This is a genomic window from Endozoicomonas sp. NE40 (assembly GCF_040549045.1).
Classification (GTDB): domain Bacteria; phylum Pseudomonadota; class Gammaproteobacteria; order Pseudomonadales; family Endozoicomonadaceae; genus Endozoicomonas_A; species Endozoicomonas_A lisbonensis.
Genome location: NZ_JBEWTB010000002.1, coordinates 886641 through 903647 on the forward strand (window position 1 = coordinate 886641; position 17007 = coordinate 903647).

The 17007-nt window shown below is 48.3% G+C and carries 14 protein-coding genes; 8 read left to right on the forward strand and 6 right to left on the reverse strand.

The window, feature by feature from the left end; translation table 11 throughout:
* Nucleotides 1-11 precede the first annotated feature (11 nt).
* From mreD to V5J35_RS04970, 3 genes are all read right to left on the reverse strand, one after another.
* Nucleotides 12-500, reverse strand: coding sequence for a rod shape-determining protein MreD (mreD, locus tag V5J35_RS04960; protein ID WP_354010198.1), 489 nt, complete (start codon nucleotides 498-500; stop codon nucleotides 12-14).
* Entirely contained in the window at nucleotides 497-1429 is a 933-nt protein-coding gene (mreC, locus tag V5J35_RS04965) for a rod shape-determining protein MreC (RefSeq protein WP_354011369.1), read from the reverse strand. Before mreC ends, mreD begins: the two co-directional genes overlap by 4 nt.
* Before the next feature lie 185 nt (nucleotides 1430-1614).
* The gene (locus V5J35_RS04970; protein WP_262563848.1) at nucleotides 1615-2652 is read right to left on the reverse strand and encodes a rod shape-determining protein; all 1038 of its coding nucleotides are present in this window, start codon (nucleotides 2650-2652) and stop codon (nucleotides 1615-1617) included.
* Nucleotides 2653-3222: 570 nt separating this feature from the next.
* On the opposite strand from V5J35_RS04970, the gene gatC reads away from it, so the two are divergent.
* The 4 genes from gatC (at nucleotide 3223) to V5J35_RS04990 (ending at nucleotide 7092) form a co-directional block, all read left to right on the forward strand.
* Nucleotides 3223-3510, forward strand: coding sequence for an Asp-tRNA(Asn)/Glu-tRNA(Gln) amidotransferase subunit GatC (gene gatC / locus V5J35_RS04975; RefSeq protein WP_354010199.1), 288 nt, complete (start codon nucleotides 3223-3225; stop codon nucleotides 3508-3510).
* Nucleotides 3511-3561: 51 nt separating this feature from the next.
* The gene (gene gatA, locus V5J35_RS04980; RefSeq protein WP_354010200.1) at nucleotides 3562-5013 is read left to right on the forward strand and encodes an Asp-tRNA(Asn)/Glu-tRNA(Gln) amidotransferase subunit GatA; all 1452 of its coding nucleotides are present in this window, start codon (nucleotides 3562-3564) and stop codon (nucleotides 5011-5013) included.
* Between the two features lie 17 nt (nucleotides 5014-5030).
* Nucleotides 5031-6473: an Asp-tRNA(Asn)/Glu-tRNA(Gln) amidotransferase subunit GatB gene (gene gatB, locus V5J35_RS04985; RefSeq protein WP_354010201.1), complete on the forward strand. Its 1443-nt coding sequence runs from the start codon at nucleotides 5031-5033 to the stop codon at nucleotides 6471-6473.
* 139 nt (nucleotides 6474-6612) lie between these two features.
* The gene (locus V5J35_RS04990; RefSeq protein WP_354010202.1) at nucleotides 6613-7092 is read left to right on the forward strand and encodes a hypothetical protein; all 480 of its coding nucleotides are present in this window, start codon (nucleotides 6613-6615) and stop codon (nucleotides 7090-7092) included.
* An 11-nt stretch (nucleotides 7093-7103) separates the two neighbouring features.
* Here the strand turns inward: V5J35_RS04990 and V5J35_RS04995 are convergent, their stop codons facing one another.
* Nucleotides 7104-8594, reverse strand: a complete 1491-nt coding sequence (locus V5J35_RS04995; RefSeq protein ID WP_354010203.1) for a protein kinase domain-containing protein — start codon at nucleotides 8592-8594, stop codon at nucleotides 7104-7106.
* Between the two features lie 272 nt (nucleotides 8595-8866).
* Nucleotides 8867-10456, reverse strand: coding sequence for a protein kinase domain-containing protein (locus V5J35_RS05000; RefSeq protein ID WP_354016282.1), 1590 nt, complete (start codon nucleotides 10454-10456; stop codon nucleotides 8867-8869).
* 279 nt (nucleotides 10457-10735) lie between these two features.
* On the opposite strand from V5J35_RS05000, the gene V5J35_RS05005 reads away from it, so the two are divergent.
* Nucleotides 10736-11293, forward strand: coding sequence for a cysteine hydrolase family protein (locus V5J35_RS05005; RefSeq protein WP_354010205.1), 558 nt, complete (start codon nucleotides 10736-10738; stop codon nucleotides 11291-11293).
* Between the two features lie 203 nt (nucleotides 11294-11496).
* A complete protein-coding gene (locus V5J35_RS05010) occupies nucleotides 11497-12969 on the forward strand; it encodes a hypothetical protein (protein WP_354010206.1) in 1473 nt (490 codons plus the stop codon).
* 21 nt (nucleotides 12970-12990) lie between these two features.
* On the opposite strand, the gene V5J35_RS05015 is transcribed toward V5J35_RS05010, so the two are convergent.
* Nucleotides 12991-14349, reverse strand: coding sequence for an MBL fold metallo-hydrolase (locus V5J35_RS05015; RefSeq protein WP_354010207.1), 1359 nt, complete (start codon nucleotides 14347-14349; stop codon nucleotides 12991-12993).
* 272 nt (nucleotides 14350-14621) lie between these two features.
* Between V5J35_RS05015 and V5J35_RS05020 the strand changes: the two genes are divergently transcribed.
* A complete protein-coding gene (locus V5J35_RS05020; protein WP_354011370.1) occupies nucleotides 14622-15950 on the forward strand; it encodes a CmpA/NrtA family ABC transporter substrate-binding protein in 1329 nt (442 codons plus the stop codon).
* Nucleotides 15951-15994: 44 nt separating this feature from the next.
* Nucleotides 15995-16987: an ABC transporter permease gene (locus tag V5J35_RS05025; protein WP_354010208.1), complete on the forward strand. Its 993-nt coding sequence runs from the start codon at nucleotides 15995-15997 to the stop codon at nucleotides 16985-16987.
* Nucleotides 16988-17007 lie beyond the last annotated feature (20 nt).

Here is a 17007-nt window from a genome sequence, read left to right on the forward strand (position 1 = left end):
CTCATATCCGATCATATTACCCGAAAGTAACGCCGCAGAAATCTCAACACCCCGGACACCCAGGGCCATAAGGCCGCACTGCTGACCGAAGGCAACAGGTACCATAACGAGGGAGGCGTTCCACCCAGCAGGGCTCGCATCCAAAGGTTGAGCATCTGGTATAGCCCGATGATCACCAGCACCATGAACGCCTGTTGCCACCAGGGAAACATTCGCAGCCGCCGGTGCAGGCCCAGGCCAATGACGGCCACCAGTAGCAGTCCCATAGAACTCTGCCCAAAATACGTTCCCAGAAAAACATCAAGAACGATGCCGGTCAGAAAAGCGAACAACAGACCAAAGCGTTCCGGCAGCGCCATGATCCAATATAAAATCACCATGGGAATCCATGCTGGCCGGGCAATGGATAACCAGGCAGGCATCGGCAGTATGCTCAACACATAAGCCACCAGCAGGCTGACCCAAACCACCCAGTGAGCATTGGCTCTCTGTACACTCATGAACCTTCTCCCTGTTGTCCGTCAGCCGTTTCAGCGCTTTCCTCTACGGCGCTACCCTCTACTACTTCCTCTGGCGTTTCATCCAACGTCTGGTCAAGTATTGACTCATGGGGAGTACGGAAGACCAGCAGAACAAAACGGCTGCGATTCACTTCTGCCAGCAGCTGAATCTCCACGCTGGCAAACGCATCACCGGGTTTATGGGTAATCTTTCGGACTTTGCCCAGGGGATAGCCGGCAGGATAACGCTGTCCAAGCCCGGAACTGGTTAACAGGTCGCCTTCCCGTATATCTGCGGTATCAGGAATATGCATCAGCTCCATAGAGTCCGGCAGCCCGGTGCCAGCGGCAACAGCTCTGTAACCCGTACGGTTGACCTGTACCGGTATCCGGCTGGAGTTATCGGTTACCAGAACCACCCGGCTACTCAGCGGTGTGACTTCAACCACCTGCCCCATAACACCATGGGCATCAACAATCGCCTGCCCTTCAAATACGCCGTTAAAAGAGCCTTTATTGATGGTGACGATATGCCTGAAAGGGTCCGGGTCCACCCCGACAATCTCAGCCACCAGCACCTGTTCATCCACCAGTTCGGAGGAATTCAGCAGCTCGCGCAGGCGAATATTCTGTGCCGTCAGGCTGGCCAGTTTCTGAACCTTTTGTTCCAGAATCAGATTTTTGGCTTTGAGACGGGCGTTATCTTCCATCAGGTCGCTGCGGGAAGTCACAAACTCATCGGCCACGCCCCAGACCCGGGAAGGGATATCGGCAAGAAACTGAACCGGTGTTGCAGCGGCCGTCATCCAGTTACGGACAACGGATAAATAATTAAAACTGTGATCAACAAACAATAGCCCCAGAGACAGGAGCGTCAGCAGTACAAAGCGCGTTGCCAGTGATTGTTGTTGGCTGAATATCGGTTTGATAAAAGCGCTCCTTTTATCATCAAAAGCATGAAAGACATCATGCCATTAACGCACTATTTTTCCTTAACCCCGTTAAACGCGAAAAGGCCAAACAAGCAACCCTGTTTGACCTGTCGCAGGCTGGACAACCATTCAGGCTTCCAACAGCTTCGGATGGGAAACCCACTCCGTTTGTGGAGTCGCCATCAGTCGGTAGACAGCAGATCCATACGATGCTTATCCATCATTTCCAGCGCACGGCCACCACCACGGGCCACACAGGTCAGAGGGTCTTCAGCAATCAGAACCGGCAGCCCGGTTTCTTCACTGATCAGCTTGTCCAGATCGCGCAGCAACGCGCCACCACCGGTCAGCACCATGCCCCGTTCAGCAATGTCTGAAGCCAGTTCCGGTGGAGACTGTTCCAGAGCACTCTTGACCGCCTGAACAATCGCACTGAGGGATTCCTGCAGCGCATCCAGAATTTCAGCACTGTTCAGCGTGAAGCTGCGCGGAATACCTTCTGCCAGATTGCGACCACGCACATCAATTTCCAGCAGTTCATCACTTGGGTAAGCAATCGCAATTTCCTGCTTGATGCGTTCTGCCGTAGCGTCACCAATCAGGCTGCCATAATTGCGACGAACATAGGTCACAATGGCATCGTCAAAGCGGTCACCACCGAGGCGGATAGACTCGGAATAAACCACACCACTCAGGGAGATAATAGCGATTTCAGTGGTACCACCACCGATATCCACTACCATGGAGCCACTGGCTTCCTCAACGGGCATACCGGCACCGATGGCTGCCGCCATTGGCTCCTCGATCAGGTATACCTCGCGGGCTCCGGCACCCATGACGGATTCGCGGATAGCCCGCCGTTCAACCTTGGTGGATTTACACGGCACACACACGAGAACCCGTGGGCTTGGTTGAATAAAACTGTTCTCATGCACCTTATTGATAAAGTGCTGGAGCATTCTTTCACACACGTCAAAGTCGGCAATAACGCCGTCTTTCATAGGACGAATCGCGGTGATATTGCCAGGCGTACGCCCCAGCATGCGCTTGGCGTCAGCACCAACCGCTACCACACTCTTTTGCGATCCCAGATTGCGAATGGCCACAACCGATGGCTCATTCAGGACAATGCCCTTTTCACGGACATAGACCAGTGTATTGGCGGTTCCCAGGTCGATCGACAAATCGCTGGAAAACAGACCCCGTAACCTTTTCAGCATCTTGTGAGTTACCTTGACTCAAGGCTTTCTTTAAAATGGCGCAAACTCTATCAACGCATGATATTCAGAGCAAGCATCAAATCCTAGCACTTCTTTGTTCTGACAGGGTATTTACCTCATAAACCAGCCTGGTTCGGTGTGGTGAACAGCTAACAGCCTGAAATACACCTGTCCAGTGAAACCGGCTCTGAAGAATACGCATAATCTTTGCCAGTCACTGAATAATTCACCACTTCATGTCACAAAAACTACAAGCATAGTGAATTAATCCCGTCGTACATAAAAGTTACCGGAAAGTTGCTCAGGTGAAAACCACTTAGATCAATAGTTACGCAAGGTTTGTGTCAGTTTGGTCAATTTTTTTAAATAATTGTGAGTTTCCCCGACTGTGTTGCGTTGATCAGGTGGCAGCCCGGTTTATTGATTAAATCTCAACTTAATCACGCCAACACCTTGAGATTCCTCCCCATAGACCATACATTTAGCGATTATTTTTGATATTTGCACTGACACTTGCCTGTCAGTGCAAATACGTTCCCCCGATTCAAGCACCCGATTCCGGAGATCGCCATGGCTATTGATGCCTCTGAAATTCAGAAGGTTGCCCATTTGGCACGCCTGTCTATTGATGACAGTCAGGTAGAAGCCACCGCTGGCACCATCAGTAAAATTCTGGATATGGTGGACCAGATGCAGTCTGTCAATACTGACAACGTAGAGCCTATGGCCCACCCTCTGGACGCTACCCAGCGTCTGCGTGAAGATGTTGTGACCGAGCCCAATAATCGCGAAAAACTGCAGAGCTGCGCGCCTGCAGTCGAGGACGGCCTGTTTCTGGTACCCAAAGTTATCGAGTGATAACCAGAAGCAACCAGACCCACTCCTGAAACTCTGCGATTGACGAAGATCATGTACGAAAAAACTCTTTCCGAACAAAGCCAGGCTCTTAAGTCAGGCGAACTGTCCAGTGTTGAACTGACACAGACCTACCTGGACCGCATCAGACAGCTGGACAGCGATTACAACAGTTACATCACTGTCACTGAAGAGCTGGCACTGGCGCAGGCAAAAGAAGCTGACGAGCGTCGTGCAGCCGGTGACGCCACAGCCCTGACCGGTATCCCTGTTGCTCACAAAGACCTGTTCTGCACCGAAGGCGTTAAAACCACCTGCGGCTCCAATATTCTGGACAACTTTGTAGCCCCTTACGAATCCACCGTGACCCGCAAGTTCAGGGAAGCCAGTGCCGTTATGCTGGGTAAAACCAACATGGACGAATTCGCCATGGGCTCTTCCAATGAAAACAGCCATTACGGAGCCGTGAAAAACCCCTGGGATACCCAAGCCATTCCCGGCGGATCATCCGGTGGTTCCGCTGCCTGTGTAGCTGCCCGTCTGGCGGCCGGCGCTACCGGTACTGACACTGGCGGCTCCATTCGTCAGCCAGCTTCTCACTGCGGCATTACTGGTCTGAAACCAACCTATGGTCGTGTATCCCGTTATGGCATGATCGCCTACGCATCCAGCCTTGACCAGGCAGGCCCGATGGCACAGACCGCTGAAGACTGCGCCCTGATGCTGAATACCATGGCAGGCTTTGATCATCGCGATTCCACCTGCATGGACCGTGAAGTGCCGGACTACACCACCACCCTGAACGACTCTCTGGAAGGCATGACCATTGGCCTGCCAAAAGAGTACTTCTCCACAGGTCTGGACGCTGCGGTTGAACAGCGCATTCGTGATGCCGTTGCTGAATACGAAAAGCTGGGCGCAACCGTAAAAGAAGTCAGCCTGCCAAATCTGGAGCTGTCCATTCCATCCTATTACGTGATTGCGCCAGCAGAGGCTTCCACCAACCTGTCCCGTTTCGACGGTGCGCGTTTTGGTCATCGCTGTGAAAACCCGGCTGACCTGATGGATATGTACAAACGCAGCCGCAGCGAAGGTTTTGGTGAAGAAGTCAAACGTCGTATTCTGGTGGGTACCTATGCCCTGTCTGCCGGTTACTACGATGCCTACTACCGCAAGGCACAGCAAATCCGCCGTATGATTCGTGACGACTTCATGAATGCCTTCGAACAGTGCGACATCATTATGGGGCCAAACGCACCAACACCAGCGTTTAACATTGGTGAAAAGAGCGACGACCCGGTAGCCATGTACCTGTCCGATATCTATACACTGTCTGTTAACCTGGCGGGCCTGCCAGGTATGTCGGTGCCTGCGGGTATTGTTGAGGGTCGTCCGGTGGGTCTGCAGATGATTGGTCGTCATTTCGATGAAGGCCGCCTGCTGAATGCTGCACATCGCTTCCAGCAAGCCACCGACTTCCACAAAGCCAGTCCATTTACAGCCTGATACCGAGGTAACATACAATGCAATGGGAAACAGTGATCGGGCTGGAAATTCACGTACAGCTCGCAACCAGAACCAAAATTTTCTCCGGCGCGTCCACGGCGTTCGGTGCTGAACCAAACACCCAGGCCTGCGCCGTCGACCTGGGTCTGCCGGGTGTACTGCCCGTCGTGAACGAAGAAGCCATTAACATGGCCATCAAATTTGGTCTGGGTATTGATGCCGAGATCAATCGTGTCAACGTATTCGAGCGTAAAAACTACTTCTACCCGGACCTGCCAAAAGGCTACCAGACCACCCAGCTGGACAAACCTATCGTTGGTGCGGGTCATGTTGACATCACCCTGAAAGATGGCTCCAGCAAGAGCATTCGCATCCATCATGCGCATCTGGAAGAAGACGCAGGTAAAAGTCTGCACGAAGACTATCACGGCATGTCCGGTATCGACCTGAACCGCGCAGGCACGCCACTGATCGAAATCGTGACCGAACCTGATCTGCGCAATGCAGAAGAAGCCGTTGCCTTTGCCAAAAAACTGCACTCCATCGTCACCACGCTGGGCATCTGCGACGGTAACATGTCCCAGGGCTCCATGCGCTTCGACGTTAACGTTTCTGTTCGTCCGAAAGGTCAGGAAGAATTCGGTACCCGTACCGAAACCAAAAACCTGAACTCCTTCAAGTTCATGGAAGCCGCGATTCTGAAAGAAGTGGAACGCCAGATTGATGTGCTGGAAGACGGCGGTAAAATCGTTCAGGAAACCCGCCTGTACAACGGTGACACTGGTGAAGCCCGCTCCATGCGCAGCAAGGAAGAAGCCAATGACTATCGTTACTTCCCCTGCCCGGACCTGCTGCCGGTAGTGATTGAAGACAGCCGTCTGGAAAAACTGCGTGCTGACATGCCGGAAATGCCCGATGCGAAAAAAGCCCGTTTTATCAGCGAGTTTGGACTGAGTGATGTGGACGCGGACATCCTGTCCGGTGATCAGGCAACAGCAACCTTCTTTGAAGCCGCTGCTAAAGGCAGTGATGCCAAGCTGGCATCCAACTGGGTACTGGGTGAAGTGTCCCGGTCCCTGAACACCAATGAAATCACCATTTCTGACAGCCCGGTCACCGCTGAGATGCTGGCAGGCCTGATCGTCCGTATCAAGGACAACACTATTTCCGGCAACATTGCCAAGAAGGTGTTTGAAGCCTTGTGGAACGGTGAAGGCAAAGACGCTGACGAAGTCATCGAGAAGAAAGGCCTGAAACAGGTCACCGACACCGGTGCCATTGAAGCCATGATCGATGAAGTTCTGGCAGTCAATGCCCAACAGGTCGAAAACTATCGTGCCGCACCTCCTGAAAAGCGCGGAAAAATGATCGGCTTCTTTGTGGGGCAGGCAATGAAGGCTTCCAAAGGCAAGGCTAATCCGGGAATGGTTAACCAGATTCTGAAGAAGAAGCTGGGCTAAAACCACTATAACGATGTGCCTTATTGACAGGCGCATCGTTTATTTTTCTCTTCTTCAGGTTAATATCGTTCAACATTTCCGGCAGACAAGAGGTTTAATACCCATTGCGTAAATGGCCTCTCATAATGGTAACTTAATCATGTTGACTTTCAACAAGGTACCCAGTAGCAATAAGTTAGTCATTGGCTGTGGATCCGGACATACCCATCCAGGGGGGCATTTAGGTTGTGATACCATGGATATCAGCAGTGAGATGGAACCCGATATTTTAGGTGACATCACCAAGACTTGTCGTATGCACATGGAAATGTTTGAACGGTATCAATTTATCTTATGTGAAGGTTTGCCTGGTAAAATATATCGGGAACCGTTTTTTTATGAAAATCTTGATTTTTTTTGTAAAAAAAATGGTTTGATAATATTCTCTCCAATTATCTCCTCCTCTATCGCCTTATTAGCCAATTACGCATCCCTTTATCCATGGAGGCTGAATATTATGGATTTATCGAACCGATATTTATTAAGCCCCTTTGAATATGATGAATATTTTCGCCTGGTTAATGATCTGTATTTTAAGTATGGATCCAAAGGCAGTATTTCATACATTGCAACAAAGTAAGAACATATATTTTAATCATTTTCAGGCTCCTCACCCACTGGTTCAACTTTCTGTTCTTTAACCGGTGAACTTTCATCCTCAGCTTGCTCATCAACATCAGAAGAGTCGTCATCTGAATCAGCTTCGTTCAGATCAATATCCTCCATCACCCTCTCCAGACAATCTTTTACTGCTTCAATAGATGGACGATTTTCAGGTTTTATACAGCAACAGGGGTACGCTACTTCTTTCAAAACTTTAATGTATTGTTCAACAGCAAACTCACCCCATTTTATTACAAGACTCCGTATTAAATACTTCTGCTGACTTCTCTGCGCTAATCCAATGAGATACTGAATATTTTCTCTGTCTTCAAGATACTTGCTCAGTAGAACCTCAATAATCAACAGGCCCACTCCATACATTTGCCCTCTTTTTGTTACCAGCCCTCCTGCTCTTATTTCTGGTGCCAGATGATAACATTTAATAACACTGGATGGCTTTGATTCAGGTTCTACTTTAAACAGAGAACCAAAATCAATGAGTTTCACCTCCCCGTCTTCATTAAACATCAGATTCGAACTCTTCAGATCAATATAGAGAACATTCTTCTCATGCAAGTACTCCAGCGCATCAAGAATACACATAAACATATCGCCAAATCCGTGGGCAGATAACCGGCACTTAAATTCTTTAAGTTTCTCAAAACGCTGGGAACTCAGTATAAGCTCTTTAAAGCTATAAGGCAGGTACTCCAGATACAGTACAACCAGTTTTTCTGACTTATTTTCCTCATGAGCAATCAACTTTACTATCCCCTGGTGTTTGAGCTGTAAAAGCTGCCTTACTTCTTTTAAAAGGTTTTCAACGAGTTGATCGTCTGTCTGGTTTGTAACTGTTTTTCTTACTTTAGCAACAATTTTTTTCTGTACACCGTCTTTAACGCGCTGCAACAGGAAAGCATCACTAAATGTACCACTCCCAATAAGAAGAGCTTTGCTTCGCCAACACTCTATCGCTTGTTTTAAGGAACGCTCGCCTGGCGTTTCACTGGAAGACTGCTGACTTGCTTCCTGTACTTGAGGCGTCGTACAACTTTCTTCTTCAGGCTGGCTGTCTTCCTGGTTATTGTCAGCTTCCGGCTGCTCAGTACCAGCACTGCCTTCACTTGACGGTGAATGTCGTACATATTTCTCATAATTAACTGACCACGGCAATGTATGGCAGGCGCAAAACGGTCGTGCAAATGATTTAACCGAGTATTCATCATCTTCTGAATCCACACCAGCTTCTTCATCACCCCATAAATCAGTGATTAAATCACGATTGTCTTCATGAAAAGGCTCTTCAGCAACAAAGTTATCATCGGATATCTCTATTAACGTTGAATCTACTTCTTCGGGCATGGAACGCATATAGGTAAAAGCCAGCAACAGCAAAGGATCCAGTAAATTTTTTTCATTACCCGGATAAAATGCACCTGATAAAACGATAGCCCCGGAAAGCACACATTCAATGATCATAGAAACCAAATAAATGAAGTATAAGGCTTATCAGGTTAGTTAATAATTATTTTTCAGCCACCGGACTATGATGCTAAAACAGGTTTGGGATGATTTATACCAATCAAAGTTATTAGCTTCGTCATGAGCATGACTTTTCCGCCGGTTAGACAAGACGGCGTGAGGAGTCATAGCCTTAGCTATGGCGACGATCGCCAACGCTGGATAACCGGCTGAAAAGTCAGCGCAATAGAATAGTTAATAACTGCGATTGGTATTACACACCATCGACTTTAGTATCCGGGGACTATCTGATCATATTCCAGCCTTTGCTTCTTGACAGGAGGATAGGCATCGACATCCTTACCATGACCTTCAATAACCTTTTTCGCCTCTCCCTCAAACTCTATAAGGCCTGAAGGTGTAAATTCCGGATCCATTATTCGGTCAATGGCATCTGCTATTTCATCCAGCATAGTGGACACATCATCAAAATCAGGGCGCTTATCTGGGTCAGACTCGCAACATGGGAAGCCAATATCATCTAGTAATGACGCGTACTCACTAACAATATCTTCACCCCAGCAAACAATCATCTTTCGAAGCAATTCACTTTGATCCATTGGACGCTTGTTATCTATGTATTCCTGAACCTCGGGAGAGTTCTCAATATACTTATTGTGTAGCAATTGTATCATTAAGAGACCAAAGCTAAATAATTGCCCTTTAGTCGTCACTTCTTGTCCTGCACGAATCTCCGGTGCCAGGTAGTAGCTTTTTTCAGCGTCGGAGAACCCCTCACTTTTGTCATATTGCAACAACAGGCCAAAATCAATCAGCTTCAAGGTGCCGTTCTCATTGAAACGCAGGTTTCCACTATGCAGGTCAAAATACATAATGTCCCACCGCCGCAGATACCTCAGAACTTCATGGAGACAGAAGAAAACATTGATTAATCCCTTCTCTGATAACACATTGTTATTTAGCCCTGTAAACTTCTGAGCTGGCTCCTTACTAACAATCAGCTGATAGAAGCCGTAAGGCAAATACTCAAGATAAATCACCAGATTTCTGACTTCGTCTGATTCATAGGCAATCAGCTTGACAATGCCAGGGTGATCAAGCACTTGCAGCCACCGTCTTTCACGGTCCAGATTATGAAAGGCACGCCTCCCGGGCTTTTTCATTACTTTGGCAGCAATTCTTATTCGCTTTCCGTCCTGGTTCAGAGCCCCCAAAAAAACCTCTCCATAAGTGCCAGATCCGAGTCGTTTTGCAGTACTGCGCATCGTTGCAATCCGTGCCGCAACCCGTGTACTCAATGAGGCAGGCTCCCCCGAAGGCTGACCACTATCATCCTCAGACTGGGTTTCTTCATCTGCATCGGATTCATCCTGTTTATCTTCATTGCTTTCTTCTTTTTTGGTGTCGTCATTGCTTGCCTCACCATCAGGAGCCTGTCGCAATAAATTGTTAAAATCAGGGAACCATAAAACAGCTACCTTGCCGAGCCTCCCGGGAGCATCTAGCCTCTCTTTCCGTGATTCCTCATCTACCTCTCTATCGGGAAACTGGTTTTCAAAGCTCAGGTTCTGATCTATAGAATAAGATCTGGACCATTCCTGTAACGCTTTTTCATATTCGCTCAATATCCCATCTTCTGGCGGCAGTTCTGGTTCCTGGTAATAATCCAGGTCTGTCGTGTCAATGAATACCTGATGCACTTCTTCAGGAGTCGAATGTACATAGGCGAATGCAAGCAATAACATTGGCTCCAGTATTCTTTTTTCCTCAACCGGAAACAAACCACCGGAGAATGCTATAGCTAAGGAAACAGTCCATTCGAACAGCATAGAGACACCGCCAACCGGTAAATTTAACATTTATTCAAAATTGTGGGCATAGTCTAGACTGAGTCTGACCTTTATATTTACTTATTTTCACTTTTAAATACGGGCCTGAAACCGATGATTCTCATTCAGCTACAGTTATGACTTATGTACCAGTCAACTACGATCACAAACAGTAAAAAACTCCTCTGCTTCCTGGCTCATATGCCTGTTCCATTATCGCCAACCCACTTCCTTCAGCAGACGAATCAGACATAATGCCGCTTCAGTTGATTTGATATAATAGTGAGAATCATGTGCCGGGCTTCTCTTATGATGGTTAATCAACTTCGTTTTGGTGCAATTGCCGATGACGCGTTTCATGTCGCCATTGATATGCAGCGGATGTTTGCTGAACCGGGTACTTTTTTCTGCCCTGACTTCCCATCAATTATCCCTGTTGTGGGTAAAATCACAGCCCTCCAGCCAGAGAACACTGTATTTACGCGTTACGTGAAACCAGACAGAGAAGAGATGACCGGAGCTTTATGGCAGGAATGTTATCGACAGTGGGTAAGCAGTACTCTGGGATCACTGAATAGCGAAATGTTCGATCTTATTGACCCTCTGTTACGCTTTATTCCTCCAGCGAATGTAGTGGAGAAAACCACCTATTCAGCCTTTGAAAGTAATGCGTTCACAGAGTTACTGGACAAACGACAACCTGATACTCTAATTTTTACCGGGGTAAAAACCAATTACTGTGTGTTAGCAACAGTATTAGCATCTGTTGATAAGCATTATCGAACGATTGTGGTCACCGATGGTGTAGCGGGCTCAACAGCTGAAACTCAGATGGCTGTTAAAAAAAACTCTTTTTGCACGCTTTGAACATCAGATTGAGCTAACAAGCGTTGAAAACCTGCTGTGCCAGTGGAAATAGCCCTGACTCGATAATCACTTAACCGAATTCTGCTGACAACATACCATTCTTAAAAAATGAATTATTTTCAATGACTCAGTTAACCCCTTCCTGACTTTGCTGCTAAATTTTCTGATTGAATATTCATACAGTCAAAAAAGGAAGGAATATCATGCGTACAGCGTACGTTTTATTCACGCTGATCATTCTGTCGATCTCTGGTTATTCTTTATCAGGTTCGGCAAGAGGGGGGATTTTATCAGAGCGAACGCTCCGGAATTATCCGGCATTCATATCGGAAAGCCCTCCTGAAACGCTTCTAAAGCAAACCATTGAATTATTTGTATCACCTCTGTTTGAGCCTTATGAAGCGGGCATAAAAGCTGTTCCAAGGGGTAATAAAAAAAATCAGCTCCCTCAACACCAGAACTTTAACGATCAAGACTTCAGCTCGGAAGAAGAGGATTATGACCAGGAATCCCAAGAAGCTGTACCTTTTTTCAGAGATGTTCATTTTGAAAAATTGAGTGGCCGTCTGAATACCACTTTGAATAAGCTTGATAACTGGCTAAAAAGCCATCCGGATATTGTTCTGATTCTTGAACTGGATATTGATGGGGTAATGATACATTTCCTGCCCCCTCCCACTTTAGACAATCTATCTGACAGCCCTGAAAACCAGCAGAAAATACTGGATCGTCTTGACGCGTTCATCAGGGAGCATCCTAACATTTACCTTTTCTACAATACTGCCCGATCTGACCTGTCGTTTGAGCGCCCCCACAGAACGATTCAGGCAGAGGCAGATGGGCCTTATGGGAATAACATCACATACCAATTACCTGCCGCAAGGGCCATCATAACAGGTGGTGGTGGTCATATTGAGTTGGCATCTGATGATTTTGCAACAGTTCCGGATCTTATAGAAATCAATGCCGCTCTTGACCAGTGGCGCGAGGACGATTTAAAAGCATTGCCCAATGTCCTTTCTAGTTTCGTGATTAGTAACCACTATCACTCAAGTGGCTCGAAAACAAGGCTCCCCATAATACTCACACGCAAAAATTCGGGAAGCCCATTGATCACAGGGCCGTTTAATACGCTCCCCATGATGCAATTCATAGCACTTTTTTATAAAACAACGAACGATATCCTCTACTACAGCTTCAATGGAGTTGCCCTGAACAAAGGCACTGCCGCCCGGTTGCTACTGAGCCTTCTGCTTAAGAAGCAGTTTCTAAAAGGAAAAAAAGGTCTGCTGATAGCCGCTGGTGACTCTTTCTACGATGCCCCAATGATAAACCCTGTCTTTGAAGCAGCGACCCTTGAAGTTGTTAACGAGAACCAGCTGACAACCATGGAAAACCGTATCAGAAACGACATCAGACTCACCAAGGTACCTCAGCTCCCTCCCGCTACAAATTTTTTATTGGAAGGCAACCTGGTCTGGCTGCTGGGGGTTAAGGTTTGCAACATAAATGCAAGCATTTTTAATATTTGCGATTCATCAAACCCTACCCTTAACCAGAAGCTTTCGAACCCAAAGATAGTGGGGGTAAAAGGGCAGGGACTGGAGTTAACCGTTAGCCTGTTTGAGAAAATCACTAATGCCCTGAGTCGATATCAGGCTACATCTGCACTTTAGGGCTTAAGGTTGTCCTGCCACTTATAGCGCAACCCGCTCTCCCAGCTCAGGAACCCGGGCATTCCAGCCCAGTTCCCGACTGATTTTCTCAGACATTGCCGAAGCCGCATCAGCTTCCCCGTGTGTCACAAACACCTGCTGCGGTGGTGTCCGGATGCTGCGCAGCCACTCGACAATCTGGTTGGCATCAGCATGAGCAGAGAAGGCATCAAAATGACAAACCCTTGCCTTCACAGGAATATCCTGCCCGTGAATACGAACACTGCTGGCACCGTGTACCAGTTTCTCCCCCCGGGTTGCCATAGACTGATAACCGGCAAATAAAACGGTATTACGATGATTAGGCAGCATCTGCTTAAGATGGTGCAACACCCTGCCACCACTTGCCATTCCGCTGGCGGATACAATAATCGCCGGGTAGTTCTGCGCCGCAAGCTTCATTGACTCTTCTACGGTTCGCACATAGCGGGTCATGGCATCAATACGCTCACAGTCGTCTCTGGTCAGCCGGTGTCTTTCGTGAAAACGATGAAAGACTTCTGTCGCTTTAATCGCCATGGGACTGTTCAGGTAAACTGGCAGGTCAGGAATCCGGTTCTTAGCTTTTAAACACTCCAGCAGATGCAGGATCATCTGCGCCCTGCCAACAGCAAAAGCAGGAATCAGGACAGAGCCACCGTTTCTGGCGGTCGAGGTAATCACCTGAGCAATGGCATCTTTAGCATCCACCTTCTGATGTTCCCTGTCACCATAGGTCGACTCTACAACAAGATAGTCAGCCCGCTTCAGAGGCTCTGGCGGGTACATTATCAGGTCATCAGGACGACCGACATCTCCGGAGAACACCAGTAAACGACTACCATCAAATACCTCAACAGAAGCCGCTCCAAGAATATGGCCAGCAGGCCGGAACCTGACAGTGACGTTATCAAACAGTTTGTGAATATCACCAAAACTGGCGGCATTCAGTTGCTTCAATGCCTGCAGGGCATCTTCTTCTGTATACAGAGGCAGAGGTGAACTGTGTCTGGAAAAACCATGCCGGGCAGCATAGCGGGCATCTTCTTCCTGCAGAAAGCCGGAGTCAGGCAACAGGATTTTGCACAACTCGCAGGTTCCGGGCGTTGCATAAACCGGCCCGGTAAACCCCTTCCTGACTAGCAGAGGCAGATAGCCACTGTGATCAAGGTGAGCATGGGTAAGGACAATGGCATCCAGATCACCCGGTTTTACTGGCAAATCCTTCCAGTTCATTTGCCGGTATTGCTTGATGCCCTGATAGAGTCCGCAGTCCACCAGAATTTTCCGGTCACTGAATTCAACAAGGTACTTCGACCCGGTGACGGTGCCTGTTGCGCCAAGAAACTGTAGCTTCATCATTTTTCTCCCACAGCCTGTCCCGATCTTATCGCAGCCCGGTTATCAGAGACAGAACAGATTTTCAATTCTGACCCGGTTTGCACAAGGATTACTCTCACCGGCAAAAAAACGCACATTTACCGTGCATTATTTAACCGGAACTACACAAAACCCTCATAAGAAGGCTGCATAAATTTTGGCACAGCTTTTGAATGATCAGGTTTAAACCCAACAATAACTCAGGGAGAAGAATAATGAACTGGTTGAAAAAGCTGGCTGTCAGAAGTCTGATTATGGCAGGCGTCATTGCCGCCTCAGCAAACGCTCAGGAACCGGGCTGGCCGGAAAAAGAAGAGCTGACGTTCGGCTTTATAAAGCTTACAGATATGGCGCCTATTGCCATTGCCTACGAAAAAGGTTTTTTTGAAGACGAAGGGCTATACGTCTCCATTGAGGCGCAGGCTAACTGGAAAGTATTGCTTGATGGCGTTATTGATGGCCGTCTTGACGGCGCCCACATGCTGGCTGGCCAGCCTATTGCTGCCAGCATTGGTTATGGCACCAGAGCGCGTATCATCACGCCCTTTTCCATGGACCTGAATGGCAATGGCATCACCGTATCCAATGCGATCTGGGAGCAGATGAAACCCAACATTCCCAAACAGGCAGATGGACGACCACAGCATCCTGTTAAGGCCGATGCCCTGAAACCGGTTGTGGAAAAATACAAGTCAGAAGGCAAGCCGTTCAACATGGGTATGGTATTTCCGGTTTCCACCCATAACTACGAGCTGCGTTACTGGTTGGCAGCCGGCGGTATTCATCCCGGATTTTACGCTCCTCACAAAGGCGATACTTCTGGACAGATAAACGCCGACGCTCTTCTGTCCGTGACACCACCGCCACAAATGCCTGCCACCCTGGAAGCTGGCACCATTTACGGGTATTGCGTGGGAGAACCCTGGAACCAGCAGGCTGTCTTTAAAAACATCGGCGTACCGGTGGTCACTGACTATGAAATCTGGAAAGACAACCCGGAAAAAGTATTTGGCATCACGGAAGCCTTTGCTGAAAAGTATCCCAACACAACGATCCGCCTTACCCGGGCGCTGATCCGGGCAGCCATGTGGCTGGATGAAAACAACAATGCCAACCGGCCTGAAGCCGTTAAGATTCTGTCACAGTCAAACTATGTCGGTGCCGACTATGAAGTGATCGCTAACAGCATGACCGGCACCTTTGAATACGAAAAAGGCGACAAACGTCCTGTGCCTGATTTCAACGTATTCTTCCGTTATAACGCCACTTATCCCTACTACTCCGATGCCATCTGGTACCTGACCCAGATGCGCCGCTGGGGGCAGATTGCGGAAGACAAGAGTGACGAATGGTATTTCGAGACTGCGAAAAAAGTCTATCGTCCGGATATCTATGAAGCCGCTGCCCGTTCACTGGTTGCCGAAAAACTGGCAAGCATTGAGGACTTTCCAGACTTTGCCAGTGAAGACGGTTTCCGTTCCCCTCAGACCCATTTTATAGATGGCATTGTCTACAGCGGCCTTAAACCTAATGAGTACATCAATAAGTTCTCTATTGGCCTGAAACAGGGTGAAACCCTCTAGGAGTTTTTAAGGGAAAGCCTATCTCAGCAAGGAATTGGATTATTATGGCATCCACCACACCAATGGCAGGCAAAGCCGACAGGGCAGCGGGTTCCCTGCCCCGTTTACTCAGTCCGTTGTTACTTAACCTCAGGTCAGTCATTGCTCCGGTTGTCGGTGTACTGGGGTTTCTGCTGCTCTGGACCATTGCCGCACAAAACATTAATACGTCACTGGGACAGTTTCCCAACGCAGGTCATGTCCTGCAACAGTTTGGCACTCTGTATCAGGAACACGCAACGGAACGGGAAAAAGAACAGGCATTCTATGAACGACAGGAAAAGCGTAATGCCGACCGCGTCGCCATGAACCCATCTTATGTCCCCAAAATCCGGGCTTATACTGGCAAAGAAACCTTTTTAGACCAGATTGGCACCAGCCTGATCACCGTCATGAGCGGTTTTTTACTGGCGGCTTTAATCGCCATTCCCCTTGGCATTGCCGTTGGACTCAGCAAAACACTGAATGCAGCAATCAACCCCATCATTCAAATCTTCAAACCCGTCTCTCCCCTGGCCTGGCTGCCCCTGGTGACCATGGTCGTCAGTGCATTGTATGCGACACCGGACCCGGTCATTCCGAAAGCACTCCTTAATTCAATGATCACGGTCACGCTGTGCTGCCTGTGGCCCATGGTGATTAATACGGCAGTCGGTGTCGCATCCATTGACAATGACTTAAACAATGTCAGCAAGGTTCTGCGGCTACCGCCCTTGAAGCATATTCAGAAAATTGTTCTACCGGCTTCCATACCCATGATCTTCACCGGTATGCGACTGTCGCTGGGAGTTGCCTGGATGGTACTGATTGCGGCAGAAATGCTGGCGCAGAACCCGGGGCTTGGCAAGTTTGTCTGGGATGAGTTTCAGAATGGCAGCTCACAATCTCTGAGCCGGATTATGGCGGCGGTTTTTGTTATTGGCTTTATTGGCTTTCTCCTCGATCGCTCAATGCTGCAACTGCAGAAGCTGGTCTCCTGGGATAAAACGTCTCTGTAATCATGACAAAAGGACTAAAA